Origin of the sequence: Flavobacterium alvei (assembly GCF_002920895.1) — a bacterium.
Lineage (GTDB): Bacteria > Bacteroidota > Bacteroidia > Flavobacteriales > Flavobacteriaceae > Flavobacterium > Flavobacterium alvei.
Genome location: NZ_PQVG01000004.1, coordinates 285,376 through 302,475 on the forward strand (window position 1 = coordinate 285,376; position 17,100 = coordinate 302,475).

A 17,100-nucleotide genomic window follows, 5' to 3' on the forward strand; every position below is an offset into this window, starting at 1 on the left:
CGCCTACTGTTCCACGTGAAACATAGCGATTTTTTCGTCTTCTTTAGTGCGCATCAAAAGAGCATCCGCTTCCGTTTTGTCTTTGTATCCACAGTAATGTAATATCCCGTGAACCATAACACGCTTCAATTCTTCTTCAAAAGAAACATTGAAATCAATAGCGTTGTCTTTTACTCTTTCAACAGAAATAAACATATCGCCACTTATTTCATTCCCCATCGTATAATCAAAACTAATGATGTCAGTAAGGGTGTCGTGGCTTAAATGCTCCAAGTTGATTTTGTGTAAATAGTCGTCATCGCAGAAGATGTAATTTATCTCGCCTTCTGTTTTATTTTCGGATGTGATTGCTTTGGAAATCCAATTAGCAATAGCTTCTTCGTTGTCTAAAACGAACTCGGTTTCGTAATTAAAGTCGATCATTTTTTATTGAAATATTCTTGAACTCTTTGATTAAAATTCGTGCGCAAAGGTAGGGATTGTCTATTTAAAATCTCTACAGAGTTTAAATAATCTAACAAAGCCGATGGCAAGGGTTTCGATTGGTTTGTAAATTCCTTTTTATTCGTTTCCGCTTGGCGTTTGTTTTCTTGTCCTTGTTGCTGAATGGCGGTGTTTAGTTTCAGTAATTCTTGTTTTACATTAAGGATGCGTTGCAGGTTTTCATTCTTAAAACCTTTGTTTAATAATTGCTTTTCTATCTGCTTCATTTGATCCAAAGCATTCTGTCCGTTACCGCCAAGACCACGTTTGTTCAACTCATTTTGCAAGGCTTCACGCAATTGTTTTTGTTCTTTGTAAATTTCCATAATGGCTTGCGCATCGCCTTCGCCATCTTCTCCGTTCTCGCCTTCCGAACCACTACCTTTTCCTGATTTTCCTTTTTCACCCTTTTCGCCTTGCTTGCCCTGACCGGGTTTGTCGCCTGGACTCTGCCCTTTCTTCATTCCCTCTTTCATTTTCTCGGCAAGTCCTTCTTGTTTCTTGATAATATCTGGCAATTGCATTCCGTCGCCGTCGCCTTTTTTTGGTTTGCCTGCACCCATACTTCCCGACAATTGCATTTGCATATTGTTTAAAGCATCGGATAAAAAGTCCGCTAATTTGTTTGCCGAAGCCACCGTATATTGCTGATGCGAAACTCCTTTTGCAATTTGAGCATCGGCTAAAGTCTCTAATGATTTGTCTAAATTATAAAGTGCATTACCCACTTCCTTGGTTATATTTTCTTCAATTTTAGGGTTGCGCAAAGACATCGCAAACAAACTATCATCCACGTGTTTGAACTGTAATTTCAAATCTTGTTGGTTTTTTAATGCTTTATTAAACGCAGGATAACCTACTTTATAGCCTTTGAATTTGCCCATCAAATCTTCTTGCGAAAAAGAGAAAGCCAAAAGATTATCCAGAATCTGACGCAACATTGAAATGTCTTCTTCGAGTTCTTCTTTCTCTCCGCTTTCCATTTCCTGTTCCATTTTTTGGGACATTTGCTTCATCTTTTTGGCAGCACTTTTCTGTTTTGGCTTGGCAGATGACTTACTGTTTTTCTGTAATTCATCCGAAGCTTTTTTCAAATCTTCATCAATGCTTTTTTCCTGTGCAGGATCATCTAGAATGTACAACGGTTTTTTTAATTCCTTATTTTCATTATCCAAGTCTTTTAAATCTTCCTGAATTTTATCGAATTCTTTGTTGATTTCGTCTTGGTTTTCTTTAGTGTTTTCTTTTTCTCTGTTTGACAAATCTTCTTGCTTGTCGGCGAGTTTGTCCAATTTATCTTTTAGTTGTTCAGCTTTTTTCTGAACATAATATTTCTTGGTTAGCTCCACCAACTGCTCCAAACTCTTGGTTTGATTTTTGGCCGTTTGTTTGAACTTATCCATTTTCTCCATCAAGTCTTCTTGCTTGATTTTGTCGTTCAACTCTTTTAACTCATCTAAAAGTTTCTTATTTTTCTCTAAATCCTTATCGACGTTTTCTAACCTTTTTTGCAATTCTTCTTTAAACTCGTCTTTCTTTCCGGTTTTGGATTTATCTAAATTGTCTTTCATTTTTTCGGCAAAATCCTTCATCATTTTATCCTGCTGATGCTGACGCTTGATAAAATCATTAATTTTTTGCTGATCTTTAAATTCGAGATTGTCTTTTTCTTTTCCTGCTTTTTGCAATTTATCCATTTCAGAAATTTGCTTGTCTTGGTTTTTTAATGATTTTTCTAAACCATTAATACTTTCATTTTGTTGTTGAAAATCCTGATCTTCTTTCTCTTCATCCGTAGCAATTCGATTCGAGAAAACAGAAGATTTAGTCTTTTTGAAATTATGAATAGCATCGTTATCAAAAACCTCAAAATAGTATTCATACGACACTCCCTGCTCTACAGGAAGCGAACTTGGAAAAGCAAAAACAAACTGATCATACAGATTCGACTTAACTGCAATTGTTCCACGTTTGGCCGATTCTGGTTTGTTTTTAGGATAATAAACTATCTGAAGTTTAGACAATCCATAATCATCTGAAATTTGCCCTAAAACATAGCTTTTATCCACTTTTAAACTATCGGGAGCGTTGTTGACATTGATGGTCGGAAATTGATCTTTGATAACTGAAATCTGATAATTCAGTTTTTCATAGTTTTTTACTTTAGAATTTGAAGTCAGGATTTGATATTCTGTATTTTCAACGATTTGCTTTGATAAAGAAAAATTGTTTTCAGTTTTAGCAAATGAAGCATTGGAAGAAGCATTTTTCCATACCACATTTTGAGTTGCCAAAGCATTAATTCTCCAAGTTACACGAGTTCCTTCGGGAAGAATGGCATTTCCATTTCCTTTGATAATTTCTGGCTTTTTGTTTAGATAAGCAGGGAAATTTAAAAGCATTTCGAAATTAGCAATCGATGGAACGCTCACCACATTCAATTCATAATCGGATGAAGAAATGGTATTCGCCTCCACGTGGAACAAAATATTGGAAGACGGTTTTTCAATTCGGTATTGAAATTCTCCCGGCTTGGTTGATTCCATAAAATAACTTTCGTCGCCAATAAAAATCATTGCATTTTCAGGAACAATTTTCCCTTGAGTTTTGATGCGAACGATGAAATCTTGATTTTGTTCCGTTTGTAAATTACTATTCAATAACACAAATTCAAAAGGAGCTGGTGGCAAAAATTGTTCACGGAAATGCACTACCCTATTCAAACTTTGAGAGATGATTGTACTGTTTCCCGAAACAAAGAAGAAAGCAAAAAACAAAATAGGCAAAATCGCCAAAGGCAAATATTTTCTGTTCGTATTAAAATTAATGGCATTACCAAAATGAATTGGTTTTAGTGCGTTGGCTTTTTGTTCTATTGAAGCCAATAATAATTCCGATTGATTTTGGTCATTTGATAATTGGAGGAAATTCGTCAATTTATCATTTACTTCCGTGAAATGATTTCCAATGATAGCGGATGCTTCTTTGTAATCAATTCCTTTTTGAAGCTTGAACAATTTGAAAATGGGAAACAAAATAAACCCGAACAAAAGGAAAAACTCAACACCTATAAATGTCCAAAACAAAAGGGTTCTTCCCACAGGCTTTAACCAAAGAAAATATTCTACAAAAACGGTAAACAGGAAATACAGTAATCCTAACCCAATAAAGAAAATCATTCCCCGAATGAGTTCGTTGGTGTAAAACTTCCTGATGAAAAGTTCCAGCTTTTGATAAATGAAATTTGATTGCTCCAAAATGTGTGACTTGTTTTTATAACCGATAAAAGTAACTATTTTTCAATTCTGTTTCAGTTAAAAATTAATTAAAGGTAAATTCATCGACTAATTCTCTAAAAACTTCCCTCTTCCCTCTTCTGACTTCCAACTTCTAATTATCTTTGCACCAAAATTTATAAAAAATGTCAAGACCAATTCGTGTGCGTTTTGCACCAAGTCCAACAGGACCTTTACATATTGGCGGTGTACGTACTGCCCTATTCAATTATTTGTTTGCCAAAAAAACCAAGGGTGTTTTCTTTCTTCGAATTGAAGATACCGATCAAACTCGTTTTGTACCCGGTGCCGAAGCCTATATTATGGAAGCTTTGGAATGGTTGGGAATTGCGCCAGACGAAACCATCGGGAAAAACGAAAAATTTGGTCCTTACAGACAAAGCGATCGTAAGGATTTGTACGTACAATATGCGCAACAATTAATTGATTCGGATTGGGCATATTATGCTTTTGATACTCCAGAATCCTTGGATTTTCATAGAAAACAACACGAAGCCGAAGGAAAAACATTTATTTACAACCATCACAATCGAGAGAAATTAGATACTTCCTTGGTAATTTCTGCTGAGGAAACAGCCAAAAGAATTGCCAATGGCGAACATTATGTAATCCGTTTTAAAACTCCTGTCGATGAAACTTTGCATTTAAAAGACATTATTCGTGGCGAAGTAAAATTTGAAACCAATCTTTTGGACGACAAAGTTTTGTTCAAAAGTGACGGAATGCCAACCTATCATTTGGCCAATATTGTGGATGACTATTTAATGGAAACTACTCACGTAATTCGTGGCGAAGAATGGTTGCCGTCAATGCCTTTGCACGTTTTATTATACAAAGCATTTGAATGGGAGGCTCCAGAATTTGCTCATTTGCCTTTGATATTAAAACCAGTTGGAAACGGAAAATTATCCAAACGTGACGGTGATAAATTAGGTTTTCCTGTATTTCCATTGGAATGGAAAACAGAAGAAGGCGTTTCATCAGGTTATAGAGAAAAAGGATTTTTCCCTGAAACCGTGGTCAACTTCTTGGCTTTATTGGGTTGGAATGACGGAACGGAACAAGAATTGTTTTCGTTGGAAGAATTAGTGGAGAAATTTGATTTAAGTAGAGTTCACAAAGCAGGAGCTAAATTTGATCCCGAAAAAAACAAATGGTTCAATCATCAGTATTTAATCAAACAAAATGATGCCGATTTGGCGAAAAGCTTCGCTTCTATTTTAGAAGAAAAAGGCATCTCGACTGCGCTCGATTTGACAAAAATAGTTTCTCTAATTAAAGAAAGAGCACATTTCGTTTCGGAATTTTGGGATTTGAGCGATTACTTTTTTCAAGCACCAATTACTTATGACGAAAAAGCGAGAAAGAATTGGAAAGAGGAAACGCCTGCATTAATGCAAGAATTGATTTCGGTATTGGAAGAAATAAGTGATTTTACATCTCTAAATATTGAAACCATCGTCAAAGACTGGATGACCAAAAACGAAATTGGAATGGGAAAAGTAATGCAGCCGTTTCGTTTGAGTCTAGTTGGTGCCCTAAAAGGTCCTCACCTATTTGACATCGTGGAACTCATTGGAAAAGAAGAAACAATTCAAAGAATTGAGAAAGCAATAGCTACTTTATAAAACTAAAAAAGCTCCCAAATTTGGGAGTTTTTTTTATAAATAAATAATCAAATTGCCATTCAATATTCCGGGATTTCCTTTAAAACTATAACCCAGGTTCTTGTTATTCAAATTACCGAGCATATTATTTACGCCATATTGATAGGAAACATTGAAACGAACGTGGCGAACACCGGCTGTAACTCCAATAGTTGGATAAAAATTAAATTGTGAAATATCCACAATGTCTTTGGCCAACAAAGTAGTTCCAGAAATGATGTTGTTTTCTTTGCCTTTCTCTACATTTAACTTTCCGTTAATTTGAACTAAAGGACCTATTTCTACACTGAGATGATTTTCGACAATTTTATAACTAAACAGAAACGATATTTGTACAGAAGATAATTTATAATTGGTGTCTTCTGTTATAAAACCACTGTTCGTACTAACCGAAAAATTGTTCTCACTGAACTGCATTGCATAAAGTGCATCCCAATTGTCATAGTAATTTCCACGCATAGAAAGTCCGCCGTTCCAACCTGTTCCGGGTTTGGTTTGAAAATTATTGGTGTTTAAAGTAAACTGATTGACACCAAAACTTATTCCGATTCGATTAGAATCTCTATACTCATATTGAGAAAAACAAATCGTCGAAATCAAGGTTAAAACAGAAGTAAGAAAAATCTTTTTCATAAATATTGAATTATTCAAAGACAAACCTAAAGTTTTTTTGTAATTTAACGGTATTTTTTAACCTAAATTATATTCTATGAGTCCTGTATTAATTATTATTTTAGTCTTTGCACTATTTATTTTCTTCTCGAGTTTTTTTACCGTCAAACAACAAACCGCAGTTGTTATAGAACGATTTGGTAAGTTTATTGGCATTCGACAATCGGGTTTGCAACTCAAATTGCCTGTAATTGATAAAGTGGCTGGGCGTGTAAATCTTAAAATTCAACAGCTAGATGTTATTATTGAAACACAAACCAAGGATAATGTGTTTGTAAAAATGAAAGTATCTGTACAATTCAAAGTAATTCCAGAACACGTTTACGAAGCATTTTATAAATTGGAATATCCACACGATCAAATTACGGCTTATGTTTTTGATGTGGTTCGAGCCGAAGTACCAAAATTGATACTTGACGATGTGTTTATCCGAAAAGATGATATTGCCATTGCTGTAAAAAGAGAATTGAACGAAGCAATGACTACTTATGGATACGACATTATCAATACGTTGGTTACCGATATTGACCCCGATATTCAAGTAAAAAACGCTATGAATCGCATCAATGCTGCCGAGAGAGAAAAAACAGCAGCAATGTTTGAGTCCGAAGCGCAAAGAATTAGAATTGTGGCTAAAGCCAAAGCCGAAGCCGAAAGTAAAAAATTGCAAGGTCAAGGTATTGCCGATCAACGTAGAGAAATTGCCCGTGGATTGGTTGAAAGTGTAGAAGTTTTGAACAATGTGGGCATCAATTCGCAAGAAGCATCAGCATTGATTGTAATCACGCAACATTATGATACACTGCAAGCCATTGGCGCTGATACGAATTCGAATTTGATTTTATTGCCCAATTCTCCACAAGCCGCCAGCGATATGCTCAACGGTATGGTGACTAGTTTTACAGCTTCGAATATTATTGGAGAACAAATGAAAAAACAACCCAAACGAGAAAAATCTAAAAATCACACCTCGACAGATTACAATCCGTCAGATACTTCAAATCCAGCTGAACCAGCTTAAAAACAACGTGTTTTTAAATGAAAAAAGAGGCTTAATGGCCTCTTTTTCTTTTTGTTATCCAATTGATTAAAATTGGAATGGCAATATTAATTATAGTTCCGATATTGTTAGAAACAATTGATTTATAATCACCTAAAAAACTCTTTACTATGTTTTTGGGTAATAAACTTTCTTTTGTCTTTTCGACGTTTAAAACGACTCTTTTCAAGTTGAGTTCTCTTTCTATTTTCAAGATTTTTAATTCCAACTCAATTTGTGCGTAGGATGAATATTTTTTGTTTTCCATACTTTAGTCGTTAAAAAAGATTTCTGAAAATTTCTCCAAGATGGGTCCTTCCACCATTTTATCTTTAATTAAAAATAAAAGTCCTGAGAAAACTAAATAAATTCCACCTACTATTAAAAATCCTAAGGCATAACTATCCAAGGCATTCCCGATTGCGATGGCTCCTGCTATAGAACAAAACAACAAAACCATCATCAAAGCAATGGCAATTAAAACAAACTTAAAAATCATCGTGGTAGATTTCATTGCCACCTTAAAACCCCATAACTTATAATAAGCTATACTGTTTTCGATATAAGCTTGCGCTTCTTTTTGAATGTCTTCGGTATGTTCTTTTAGTTCTTCAAAAGCCATAAATTAGTGTTTAAGAAAATTAATTTTCGTGATTAGCTAATTGTTTTTTTTGAAGTTTGGCGTTTTGTTCTTTCAAATCGGCTAATTTAGTTTCCAAAAAAGAAATAACGTCTTCAGTTTTATAACTCATATTCGAAACCATTTCTTCGTAAGTTTCTTCCATATTGTGTTTTGATCCTTCAAACTTTTTTCTCAATTGATGCGTTACATCTTCAAATTTATGTTTTAAATTGTCTTTAGCTTCATCAAAACCATCTTTAATTTTTTCTCTGGTTTTCGAACCTTTATCTGGAGCAAATAAAATTCCAACTCCTGCTCCAATCGCTGCACCTAATAAAAGTGCCAATACTGAATTTGTGTTATTTGACATCGTTTTTAGAATTTAAATTAATACTGTCCTAAAGTTAATCTATTTATTAACACAGCAATGTTAACAAGCCGTTAAATTGAACTAAAACTTAAAATAAAGCGTTTTTTTGAATCAACTTTTCATTAACAACTACAAAGATGTAAAACTAAAATAATTGCTTTAAAATTAATTTATGAAAGTTAATTTTAATCAATTAAATTGATATAATTTTAAAAATCTATCAGAAAAATAAATAATAAAAAAAAGCGCTTCTAAAAGCGCTTTTGATAGTTTTTATTTATTTAAAAATTGTTCTATAAATTCCGATTCTCTTTCGGTTGTACTTTTCGGAGGATTGGATTTTAATTTCAAAATTTCCTCTTTAAAGGAATTTACAAATTCCGAATCGGTTTCAATATTTAGTAAATTTAAAATGGCTCTCAAACGAACAAATGTTGATTCACTTCTTAAAGACATCAAATACAATTTAGTTAAATCTTCATTATCAAAATCGGATGATTTCAAACTGGAATATTTCAAAATTAAATTGGCAAACAACAAGGAACTTTTGTTATTGTTGATGTTCTTTTTGAATGAATTTTGAAGTAAACTATAATTCGCAATTCCGGCCAAGGTCTCCCCTATTGCTTTTCTGATAGCGATACGTTCTTCTCTTGTGGCAACTTTAAAATATTTATTGATGTCTTTCAGTGAATTATTGATGCTGTTTTCTTCTTTTTTTCCTTTTTCTTCCCAGGCATCTTTAAGTCCAACAGTTTTGTTAAAGACTAATTTAGAAGCAGTTGAATCTTTATCCACATTGAAATAACCCAAACGTTGAAACTGGAATTTATCTCTAGGTTTCACTATAGAAAGACTTGGTTCTACAAATCCTTTTACGATTTGCAAAGAGTTTGAATTCATAAAATCAAGGAAATTTTTTTCCTTGTGACTGTCTGGTGCTTCGTCTATAAAAAGTCTATCATACAAACGAACTTCCGCTTCAACAGCATGCTTTATGGAAACCCAATGCAAGGTTCCGGCCACTTTTCTTTTAGAAGCTTCACTACCGCTTCCACTCAAGGAATCGGTGTCATAAGTGACGTGAATTTCTGTAATATTTCCTGCTGCATCTTTCACAACACTTTCTCCTTTAATGATATAGGCGTTTTTTAAACGTACTTCATTTCCTAAAGACAAACGGAAAAATTTGGCTGGAGCCACTTCTAAAAAGTCTTCTCTTTCTATATATAATTCTTTTGAAAAAGGCACTTTTCTGAAACCTGCCGATTCATCTTCTTGGTTATTTTCGGCATCTAAAAGTTCTTCTTTTTCTTCTGGATAATTGGTAATAACCACTTTTATCGGATCTAAAACAGCCATAACTCTAGGAGCTGTTTTGTTTAAATCTTCTCTCAAACAAAATTCCAAAAGCGAAACATCGATGATATTTTCACGTTTGGCCACACCAATAACATCGCAAAATTTACGAATCGAAGCCGGCGTATAACCTCTTCTTCTCAAACCTGAAATAGTTGGCATTCTTGGATCATCCCAGCCGTTCACTATATTTTCTTGAACCAATTGCAATAATTTACGCTTGCTCATTACAGTGTAATTCAAGTTCAAACGCGCAAATTCGTATTGGTTGGGTCTTACTAAAGTTTCATCATAAATTTGATCCAAAAACCAATCATATAATTCCCTGTGCATCACAAATTCAAGTGTACAAATGGAGTGTGAAATTTGTTCGATATAATCACTTTCGCCGTGGGCATAATCATACATTGGATAGATTTTCCAATCGTTACCTGTTCTGTGATGATGACGGTGTAAAATTCTGTACATCAAAGGATCACGCATCAACATATTGGTGGAAGCCATATCGATTTTGGCACGCAAAACGTGGCTTCCTTCCGGGAAATCTCCATTTTTCATTCCTTCAAACAAAGTCAAATTCTCTTCAACCGAACGATTTCTATAAGGTCCATCTACTCCTGGTTGTGTCGGTGTACCTTTTTGAGCCGCCATATCTTCAGAAGATTGACTGTCAACATAAGCTTTCCCTTTTTTAATCATCAAAATAGCCCAATCGTACAACTGCTGAAAATAATCGGAAGCATAACGTTCTTCGGCCCAATTAAAACCTAACCAAAGCAAATCTTCTTTGATGGCATCAACATATTCCTGCTCTTCTTTGGCTGGATTGGTGTCGTCAAAACGCAAATTAACTGGCGCATTGTACTTTAGACCCAAACCAAAATTCAAACAAATGGATTTGGCGTGACCAATGTGCAAATAACCGTTGGGTTCTGGCGGAAAACGAAATCGTAATTTATTCTGGGGAAAACCACTTGCTAAGCTGTCTTCTATAATTTGTTCTATAAAATGGAGTGATTTTTCTTCGGTTGACATAATTTTCTAAATTGAAATGCAAATGTAAAAAAATAGATGCAGATAATAGACTTGGATATAATAGACTTTCAATTAAATTTATTACTATTTTTGTATAAATATTGAAAGTTATGAGACAATTAACTATTACAATTCCAGATGATTTTTATCCTACTTTTATGGAATATTTAAAAGATAAACCCGAAGTTTCGGTTGATGAAGAATTTGAATATTTTGATAAGACAGTTCCTCAATGGCAACAAGATTTAGTTTTGGATAGAATAAAAAATTCGAAACCAGAAGATTACAGAAGTTGGGAAGATGTAAAGAAAGATTTGGATAAAAAATGGCTTAAATAGCATTGAAATTAACTATAAAATGGGCATCATAAAACTAAAAAACATCCGTACTTATTCCTACCACGGTTGTTTAGTTGAAGAAGGAAAAATTGGTTCAGATTATTCGGTTGACTTAGAAGTAAAAACCGATTTGCGTAAATCAGCTCTTTCGGATAATCTGGAAGATACTGTTGATTATGTGCTTTTGAACCGTATTGTCGAAGAAGAAATGGCTATAAGATCGCAATTATTAGAACACGTTGCTCACCGAATTATTAAAAGAATTTTTGATGAAGTGGCCGCTATTTCGAGAATTACCTTGGCAGTTTCAAAATTGAATCCTCCTATTGGCGGTGATGTTGAAGCAGTTACAATAGAAATGGAAGAATATCGAAATTAAGCTAATTATGAATTTTTAAATCTTTGTAATTATTGCTTTCCTTTTTTAACTTTTTTAGTATATTTGCACACCAATAAATAATTGGCGTCGTGGCCGAGCGGCTAGGCTGGGCTCTGCAAAAGCTCCTACTCCGGTTCGAATCCGGACGATGCCTCTGAATTAACCTCTCTTTTTGAGAGGTTTTTTTATGTCTAATTTTTAGGAAAAATTAAATAAAGTTACAGTTCGAATCCGGACGATGCCTTTAAAACCTTCAAGGAAACTTGAGGGTTTTTTTGTGGTTAATTTTTAGGAAAAATTAAGTAAAGTTATAGTTCGAATCCCAACGATGTCTCTAAAACCTTCAAGGAAACTTGAGGGTTTTTTTGTGATTAATTATTAAGTTTAGTCAATCTTTTTCAAAATATCTTTAGTTTTATTATTTGTTATTGCAATAACAAAAACACCAACTATATTTATTATTAAAACTAAAATACAGTAAACAATAAACATAAATATATAACTTAATAAGGTTTCGTTTATAATTATTAAAAAGACATTTCTATCAACATAGAAAAATTTTTGAATAAAAACCATAATGCAAAATGAAATTATCCAAATATTAAACTGGTATTTTAAGCTTTTGTTTATCGTATTTATAAATTTTAAAACTGTAATTTTTTTAAATAAATCTGATTTATATGCAACAATTATAATTGGTAATAATAGTAATACAAAAAAACATAAAATAATATAACTTTCGTACGTTTTATTTATTTCAAAATCATTCATAATCTACGCTTTATAATTATTTAAATCATTACTTATCAATCCTTTCCAAAGCATCTTTCAGTTTTTCTTTTTCCTTTGGAAACCAACCTTGAACAATTAAAGCCACGCCAAAAATCATCAAAACAATGCTTATTATTTTCTTTATTTTAAGAATATTACTTGGTGTCATTTTGGTTTTTAACTGCTTGGCCAATACTATTTTGATGCAATCAACCAATAAATAAGATACAATAACAGTTGTGAAAAAAGTTAACATTCTGGAATTTTGCATCTCTAATTTGGGTCCAACTGAAATAATTACAGCCAACCAAAATCCCAATACTCCAATGTTGATAATGTTAAGAAAAAAGCCTTTTACAAACAGACCTAAGTAATCTTTTTTTATAATTTCGTTGTCTATTTTATGGGTATTTACCTTTTTTTCTTTGTGTAAACTGATATACGAAATAATACCATAAGCCAACATCAACATTCCTCCAAAAATAAATAAAGCCGAATTGTCTTCGAGACTTTTAATGAGTCGATAACTGCCTAAATAAGCAATGGCAATAAATACAATATCACCCAAAACCACACCAATATCAAAAACTAAAGCAGCCCTGAATCCTTTTATAATACTAGTTTCTAGCAATATAAAAAAAACAGGACCTATCATAAAACTTAAAAAAATTCCCCACGGAATTCCTGATACAATATCGTTAATCATTTTTTAGTAATTAGTTTTTAGTGATTAGTGATTAGCTAGTTACTAAAGGCTAATCACTAATTACTACAAATTATTTTTCAATTATAGTTCCGCCTGCAAAGGTTTCTTGTTTGATTTCTTTTGGTTTGCCATAAATAGAAATAGATCCGCCTGCATTCACTTTGGCATTGACAAGAGTTGTTGCATTTACATCGGCACTTCCTCCTGCTGAAACACTCACCGAGGTTTGAGAAGTTACTAAATCTTTAGCATAAAAAAGTCCTCCTGAATTGATAATTGATTTTTGAGTTACAGCTTTGCCAGTTAAACTAACAATTCCGCCCGAAGAAATCTTAATTGAAGCGTTATCTACATCCAAATCAACTTCAATTTTTGCCGCTTCTTGCGAAGATAAATCTATAGTTGTTTGTTTAAAAACTGCTGCACAACTCACAATACTACCTTCGTTGGCATCAATACTTTTAATATTTTTGAAATATAAAGTCACTTTAGTTCCGTCTCCTGATAATATTTTTGCTAATTTCATTCTTAATTTTAGAACTCCATTTTTATTAACAGTTTCAAAACTACTTTCGTTTTTTCCTGTAATTTCTACCTTATTTTCTGTAGAAGGTACTAAAGTTACATTCAATTGATCAAACACTTTTATTTCATCAAAATCGTCTAATTTGATGGTGGTTTGACTATAATTTAATTGTGTTACTAACACAAATATTACTACAATAATCTTTTTCATTTTTTTAAATTTTAATTATAAAAACATCTATTCATTTCTTCTAATAAAGTTAAAATCCAATTGTTTTTTGACTAAATCAGCATTTTTTACTTTAACGTAAATCTCATCTCCTAATTGCAAAAGCGATTTTGTTGTAGCTCCAACCAAGGCATATTGTTTTTCGTCGAAAGTGTAATAATCGTCTTTAATTTCACGAATTCGAACCATTCCTTCGCATTTATTTTCGATAATTTCTACGAAAATTCCCCATTCAGTCACACCTGAAATTACTCCTAAGAATTCCTGATCATTATGATTTTGCATGTATTTCACTTGCATATATTTGATAGAATCTCGTTCAGCATTCGATGCTAAACCTTCCATAGTTGAGGAATGCAAACATTTGGTTTCATAAGTTTCTTCATCGACTGATTTTCCTCCATCTAAATAAAATTGCAATAATCGATGCACCATAACATCAGGATAACGACGAATTGGCGATGTAAAATGACTGTAATAATCAAAAGCCAAACCATAATGTCCAATATTATCGGTCGAATATTTGGCTTTGCTCATGGTTCTAATCGCCAAAGTATCAATTAAATTCTGTTCTTTTTTTCCATTCACTTCCACCATCAAAGCATTCAATGATTTCGAAATATCACCTTTATTTCTGAAATCTATTTTATAACCAAATTTGGCAATTACGGTTTGCATCGCAATTAATTTATCTTCATTCGGTTCATCATGAATTCTATAAATGAAAGTTTTCTTTTGTTTTCCAACGTATTCAGCCACTTTTCTATTCGCTAAAAGCATAAACTCTTCAATCAAATGATTAGCATCTTTTGAAACTTTAAAATAAACACCTTCTGGTTCGCCTTCTTGATCTAAATTAAATTTTACTTCGACTTTATCAAACGAAATGGCGCCGTTATTCATTCTATTTCTTCTCAAAATTTGAGCCAAATCCTGCATTTTAAGCGTTGCTGCGACAATTTCATCCAAAACTTTATAGGAAGTGCCAGTAATTGAAGTTTCGGCTGGAATAGTATTGTCTTTCGTTTCTATGATGTATTGTGCTTCTTCATAAGCAAATCGTTGATCTGAATAAATCACAGTTCTTCCAAACCATTGATTGACCACTTGTGCTTTTTCACTAATTTCGAAAATAGCCGAAAACGTATATTTTTCTTCTTGCGGACGCAATGAACAAGCAAAATTGGATAAAACTTCAGGCAACATTGGCACTACTCTATCTACCAAATATACTGAAGTCGCACGTTGATAAGCTTCATCATCCAAAATGGTTCCTTCTTGAAGGTAATGAGAAACATCGGCAATGTGAATTCCTATTTCGTAATTTCCATTGTCTAACTTTTTGAAAGACAAAGCATCATCAAAATCTTTGGCATCTTTTGGATCAATTGTGAAAGTTAAAGTATCACGCATATCCCGACGTTTATTAATTTCTTCTTCGGTAATTGAAGTGTCTATTTTTTGAGCATAAACCTCTACTTCTACCGGAAATTCGGCTGGTAAACCATATTCTGCAAGAATAGCGTGAATTTCTGTATCGTGTTCTCCTGGTTTCCCAAGAACTTTTACTACGGTTCCAAAAGGACTATCGGCTCTTTTAGGCCAATCTTCAATGTGAACTAAAACCACATCACCTTGTTCGGCTTCGCCTAATTTATCTTTTGGAATAAAAATATCGGTGTACATTTTTGGATTGGCAGTCGAAACAAAAGCAAAATTCTTTTGAATATCAATTACTCCCACAAAATCAGTTTTGGCTCTTTCAACCACTTCTATTACTTCTCCTTCAGGTCTTCGTCCTTTTCTACGATTATAGACATAGACTTTTACTTTGTCTTTGTCTAAAGCTCTATTTAAATTATTGGTGGGAATAAAAACGTCTTCTTCAAAATCAGGACAAATAAAATATGCGGTTTTTCGACCAGTCATATCGATTGTTCCTTCGTAATAATCCTGGCTAATGGCTTTGACCAAATATTTTCCAGGTTCAGTTTCGATTATTTTTTTGGAGGAAGCAAGAATCTTTAAATCTCTGATGATTTCGTTTCTGCTTTTGGTATCATCTTTTTCTAAAATGGCAGCTATTTGCTTATAATTAAATGCTTTATTGGCATTTTGAGCTAGTATTTTGATAATTTTTTCAGAGAAGTCTTTCTCTTTTTTTACTGGTTTTCTCAGTTTTTTACTCATAAATCTTTTCTTAAAGGTCTAAAATTACAAATAAGAAAACAGAAAACAGAAAATAGAGAATAGATTTATCTAAAATATAACTTTTGTATCTTTATAAAAATTTACAAAATGGACCATTTTCAAACCATTGCCTCATTTAATTTTGCTCATGAAATCATAGTTTTGAAATCTATTTTACAAAATGAAGGAATTCCTTTTTTGTTTCAAAATGAGAATTTAATTTCAATTGATCCATTGGCTAGTATTGCCTATGGCGGAATTCATCTGAAAGTTCATAAAAATGATTTTGAAAGAGTTCAAAACATTTTAGACGAATTAAACAATAATTTAAAAATTGTTTGAAATTTAAAAGTTGTCAACACATATTAAAAACAACAAAAAGAAAAGGAAATTTAAATTAATTTTTTAATGGTTATTATAGCGTGTTAATAGTTAGAATAAAATTAATTTAAAATATAGAATTTTGTAGTTATTTGTTTTTATAACGATTTATTAACATAGTTTTAAGAAGGTAAATGGTTTAATTTCAAGCATTTTTTAAAAACAATTAACAACAGTTAATAACAAAAAAAGTATTGTTTTTGTAAATAAGTTTCATTTCTATTTTTGTTAATAAAACCTTTATTTCTATCAATAACTTTTCTAAAAATCAACCAAACTAAATTTGGTTTTTTCATTCCGGTTTTGGATTACATTTTTATTCAATACAAACAAGAAATAGTTCTAATTTTCTATTCAAAGTTATAAACATTCTGTGTTAATTTAAGGTTAACTGATTATCAAGTATTTACAAAATGCTATTAACATTACTATTATTTAACATTAAAATTACATTTGAAATAATTTTTCAAGTTAATTTTTATAGAAACTATTTTTTTAAAAAGCTATAACATTAAAACTATGATAGTTATATATTTAATTTGATATTAAGAATAATAAGTAATTGTTTCAGTAAATTTGCGGCACAAAATTCAATCTAAATTATTATGAAAATCTCTATCGGAAACGACCACGCAGGACCAGAATATAAAAAAGCTATTGTTGAATATTTAGAATCAAAAGGATACGAAGTGACCAATTATGGAACTGATACCGATGCTTCTGTAGATTATCCAGATTTTGGACATCCAGTAGCTAATGATGTTTCTGAAGGAAAAGCCGATTTCGGAATTGTAATTTGTGGTTCAGGAAACGGAATTGCGATGACGGTTAATAAACATCCAAAAGTAAGAGCTGGATTGTGTTGGATAAAAGAAATTGCTTATTTAACTCGATTACATAATAATGCTAATGTTCTTAGTATTCCGGCCCGTTACACATCAATACAACAAGCAATCGAAATTGTTGAAACTTTTTTGACCACCGAATTTGAAGGCGGAAGACATCAAACTAGAGTTGATAAAATTAGTTGTTAATATT

Annotated in this window: 17 protein-coding genes and 1 tRNA gene; 7 read left to right on the plus strand and 11 right to left on the minus strand. The window is 32.5% G+C overall.

The features are described 5' to 3' along the window. Positions 1–3: 3 nt before the first annotated feature. Both ybeY and C3L50_RS08685 read right to left on the minus strand, forming a co-directional pair. Positions 4–423 carry an rRNA maturation RNase YbeY gene (gene ybeY / locus C3L50_RS08680; RefSeq protein ID WP_103805784.1) on the minus strand — a complete coding sequence of 140 codons (420 nt, stop codon included), beginning with the start codon at positions 421–423 and terminating at the stop codon, positions 4–6. Next, complete coding sequence (locus C3L50_RS08685; RefSeq protein WP_103805785.1) at positions 420–3,740, minus strand: DUF4175 family protein; 3,321 nt, start codon at positions 3,738–3,740, stop codon at positions 420–422. Before C3L50_RS08685 ends, ybeY begins: the two co-directional genes overlap by 4 nt. Positions 3,741–3,904: 164 nt before the next feature. On the opposite strand from C3L50_RS08685, the gene gltX reads away from it, so the two are divergent. Then, positions 3,905–5,407, plus strand: coding sequence for a glutamate--tRNA ligase (gene gltX, locus C3L50_RS08690; protein WP_103805786.1), 1,503 nt, complete (start codon positions 3,905–3,907; stop codon positions 5,405–5,407). A 33-nt stretch (positions 5,408–5,440) separates the two neighbouring features. Here the strand turns inward: gltX and C3L50_RS08695 are convergent, their stop codons facing one another. After that, complete coding sequence (locus C3L50_RS08695) at positions 5,441–6,079, minus strand: hypothetical protein (protein ID WP_103805787.1); 639 nt, start codon at positions 6,077–6,079, stop codon at positions 5,441–5,443. A gap of 76 nt (positions 6,080–6,155) precedes the next feature. Here C3L50_RS08695 and C3L50_RS08700 point away from each other — a divergent pair, with 76 nt between their 5' ends. Continuing rightward, a complete protein-coding gene (locus tag C3L50_RS08700; protein ID WP_103805788.1) occupies positions 6,156–7,139 on the plus strand; it encodes an SPFH domain-containing protein in 984 nt (327 codons plus the stop codon). Between the two features lie 31 nt (positions 7,140–7,170). Here C3L50_RS08700 and C3L50_RS08705 read toward each other — a convergent pair whose 3' ends face one another. The 4 genes from C3L50_RS08705 to C3L50_RS08720 form a co-directional block, all read right to left on the minus strand. Beyond that, entirely contained in the window at positions 7,171–7,425 is a 255-nt protein-coding gene (locus C3L50_RS08705) for a DUF6327 family protein (RefSeq protein ID WP_103805789.1), read from the minus strand. Between the two features lie 3 nt (positions 7,426–7,428). Then, positions 7,429–7,779, minus strand: coding sequence for a competence protein (locus C3L50_RS08710; protein ID WP_103805790.1), 351 nt, complete (start codon positions 7,777–7,779; stop codon positions 7,429–7,431). A 19-nt stretch (positions 7,780–7,798) separates the two neighbouring features. Next, positions 7,799–8,149: a YtxH domain-containing protein gene (locus C3L50_RS08715; protein WP_103805791.1), complete on the minus strand. Its 351-nt coding sequence runs from the start codon at positions 8,147–8,149 to the stop codon at positions 7,799–7,801. A 273-nt stretch (positions 8,150–8,422) separates the two neighbouring features. Continuing rightward, on the minus strand, positions 8,423–10,543 hold the full coding sequence (locus C3L50_RS08720) for a glutamine--tRNA ligase/YqeY domain fusion protein (RefSeq protein WP_103805792.1): 2,121 nt from the start codon (positions 10,541–10,543) through the stop codon (positions 8,423–8,425). Between the two features lie 110 nt (positions 10,544–10,653). On the opposite strand from C3L50_RS08720, the gene C3L50_RS08725 reads away from it, so the two are divergent. The 3 genes from C3L50_RS08725 to C3L50_RS16320 all read left to right on the plus strand — a co-directional run bounded on the left by C3L50_RS08725 (position 10,654) and on the right by C3L50_RS16320 (position 11,414). Beyond that, positions 10,654–10,881, plus strand: a complete 228-nt coding sequence (locus tag C3L50_RS08725; RefSeq protein ID WP_103805793.1) for a hypothetical protein — start codon at positions 10,654–10,656, stop codon at positions 10,879–10,881. 19 nt (positions 10,882–10,900) lie between these two features. Continuing rightward, positions 10,901–11,260, plus strand: a complete 360-nt coding sequence (gene folB / locus C3L50_RS08730; RefSeq protein WP_103805794.1) for a dihydroneopterin aldolase — start codon at positions 10,901–10,903, stop codon at positions 11,258–11,260. An 83-nt stretch (positions 11,261–11,343) separates the two neighbouring features. Beyond that, positions 11,344–11,414 (plus strand) — tRNA-Cys (locus tag C3L50_RS16320). A 230-nt stretch (positions 11,415–11,644) separates the two neighbouring features. Here the strand turns inward: C3L50_RS16320 and C3L50_RS16325 are convergent. The 4 genes from C3L50_RS16325 to rnr form a co-directional block, all read right to left on the minus strand. After that, entirely contained in the window at positions 11,645–12,031 is a 387-nt protein-coding gene (locus C3L50_RS16325; RefSeq protein WP_103805795.1) for a hypothetical protein, read from the minus strand. Between the two features lie 28 nt (positions 12,032–12,059). After that, positions 12,060–12,737 (minus strand): LysE family translocator, encoded by a 678-nt coding sequence (locus C3L50_RS08740; protein WP_103805796.1) that lies wholly within the window; start codon positions 12,735–12,737, stop codon positions 12,060–12,062. A gap of 70 nt (positions 12,738–12,807) precedes the next feature. After that, positions 12,808–13,473: a head GIN domain-containing protein gene (locus tag C3L50_RS08745; protein ID WP_103805797.1), complete on the minus strand. Its 666-nt coding sequence runs from the start codon at positions 13,471–13,473 to the stop codon at positions 12,808–12,810. Positions 13,474–13,500: 27 nt separating this feature from the next. Further along, entirely contained in the window at positions 13,501–15,681 is a 2,181-nt protein-coding gene (gene rnr / locus C3L50_RS08750; protein ID WP_103805798.1) for a ribonuclease R, read from the minus strand. A 108-nt stretch (positions 15,682–15,789) separates the two neighbouring features. Here rnr and C3L50_RS08755 point away from each other — a divergent pair, with 108 nt between their 5' ends. Both C3L50_RS08755 and rpiB read left to right on the plus strand, forming a co-directional pair. Then, positions 15,790–16,023: a DUF2007 domain-containing protein gene (locus C3L50_RS08755; RefSeq protein ID WP_103805799.1), complete on the plus strand. Its 234-nt coding sequence runs from the start codon at positions 15,790–15,792 to the stop codon at positions 16,021–16,023. A gap of 644 nt (positions 16,024–16,667) precedes the next feature. Then, complete coding sequence (gene rpiB / locus C3L50_RS08760) at positions 16,668–17,096, plus strand: ribose 5-phosphate isomerase B (RefSeq protein WP_103805800.1); 429 nt, start codon at positions 16,668–16,670, stop codon at positions 17,094–17,096. The last annotated feature ends 4 nt before the right edge of the window (positions 17,097–17,100 follow it).

Bases quoted from the DNA above. Each gene is read 5' to 3' on its own strand.
- gltX (WP_103805786.1), top strand. From the start codon at position 3,905: ATGTCAAGACCAATTCGTGTGCGTTTTGCACCAAGTCCAACAGGACCT.
- C3L50_RS08755 (WP_103805799.1), top strand. From the start codon at position 15,790: ATGGACCATTTTCAAACCATTGCCTCATTTAATTTTGCTCATGAAATC.
- C3L50_RS08720 (WP_103805792.1), bottom strand. From the start codon at position 10,543: ATGTCAACCGAAGAAAAATCACTCCATTTTATAGAACAAATTATAGAA.
- C3L50_RS08695 (WP_103805787.1), bottom strand. From the start codon at position 6,079: ATGAAAAAGATTTTTCTTACTTCTGTTTTAACCTTGATTTCGACGATT.
- C3L50_RS08715 (WP_103805791.1), bottom strand. From the start codon at position 8,149: ATGTCAAATAACACAAATTCAGTATTGGCACTTTTATTAGGTGCAGCG.
- folB (WP_103805794.1), top strand. From the start codon at position 10,901: ATGGGCATCATAAAACTAAAAAACATCCGTACTTATTCCTACCACGGT.
- C3L50_RS08725 (WP_103805793.1), top strand. From the start codon at position 10,654: ATGAGACAATTAACTATTACAATTCCAGATGATTTTTATCCTACTTTT.
- C3L50_RS08710 (WP_103805790.1), bottom strand. From the start codon at position 7,779: ATGGCTTTTGAAGAACTAAAAGAACATACCGAAGACATTCAAAAAGAA.
- rnr (WP_103805798.1), bottom strand. From the start codon at position 15,681: ATGAGTAAAAAACTGAGAAAACCAGTAAAAAAAGAGAAAGACTTCTCT.
- C3L50_RS16325 (WP_103805795.1), bottom strand. From the start codon at position 12,031: ATGAATGATTTTGAAATAAATAAAACGTACGAAAGTTATATTATTTTA.
- C3L50_RS08705 (WP_103805789.1), bottom strand. From the start codon at position 7,425: ATGGAAAACAAAAAATATTCATCCTACGCACAAATTGAGTTGGAATTA.
- C3L50_RS08700 (WP_103805788.1), top strand. From the start codon at position 6,156: ATGAGTCCTGTATTAATTATTATTTTAGTCTTTGCACTATTTATTTTC.
- rpiB (WP_103805800.1), top strand. From the start codon at position 16,668: ATGAAAATCTCTATCGGAAACGACCACGCAGGACCAGAATATAAAAAA.
- C3L50_RS08740 (WP_103805796.1), bottom strand. From the start codon at position 12,737: ATGATTAACGATATTGTATCAGGAATTCCGTGGGGAATTTTTTTAAGT.
- C3L50_RS08745 (WP_103805797.1), bottom strand. From the start codon at position 13,473: ATGAAAAAGATTATTGTAGTAATATTTGTGTTAGTAACACAATTAAAT.
- ybeY (WP_103805784.1), bottom strand. From the start codon at position 423: ATGATCGACTTTAATTACGAAACCGAGTTCGTTTTAGACAACGAAGAA.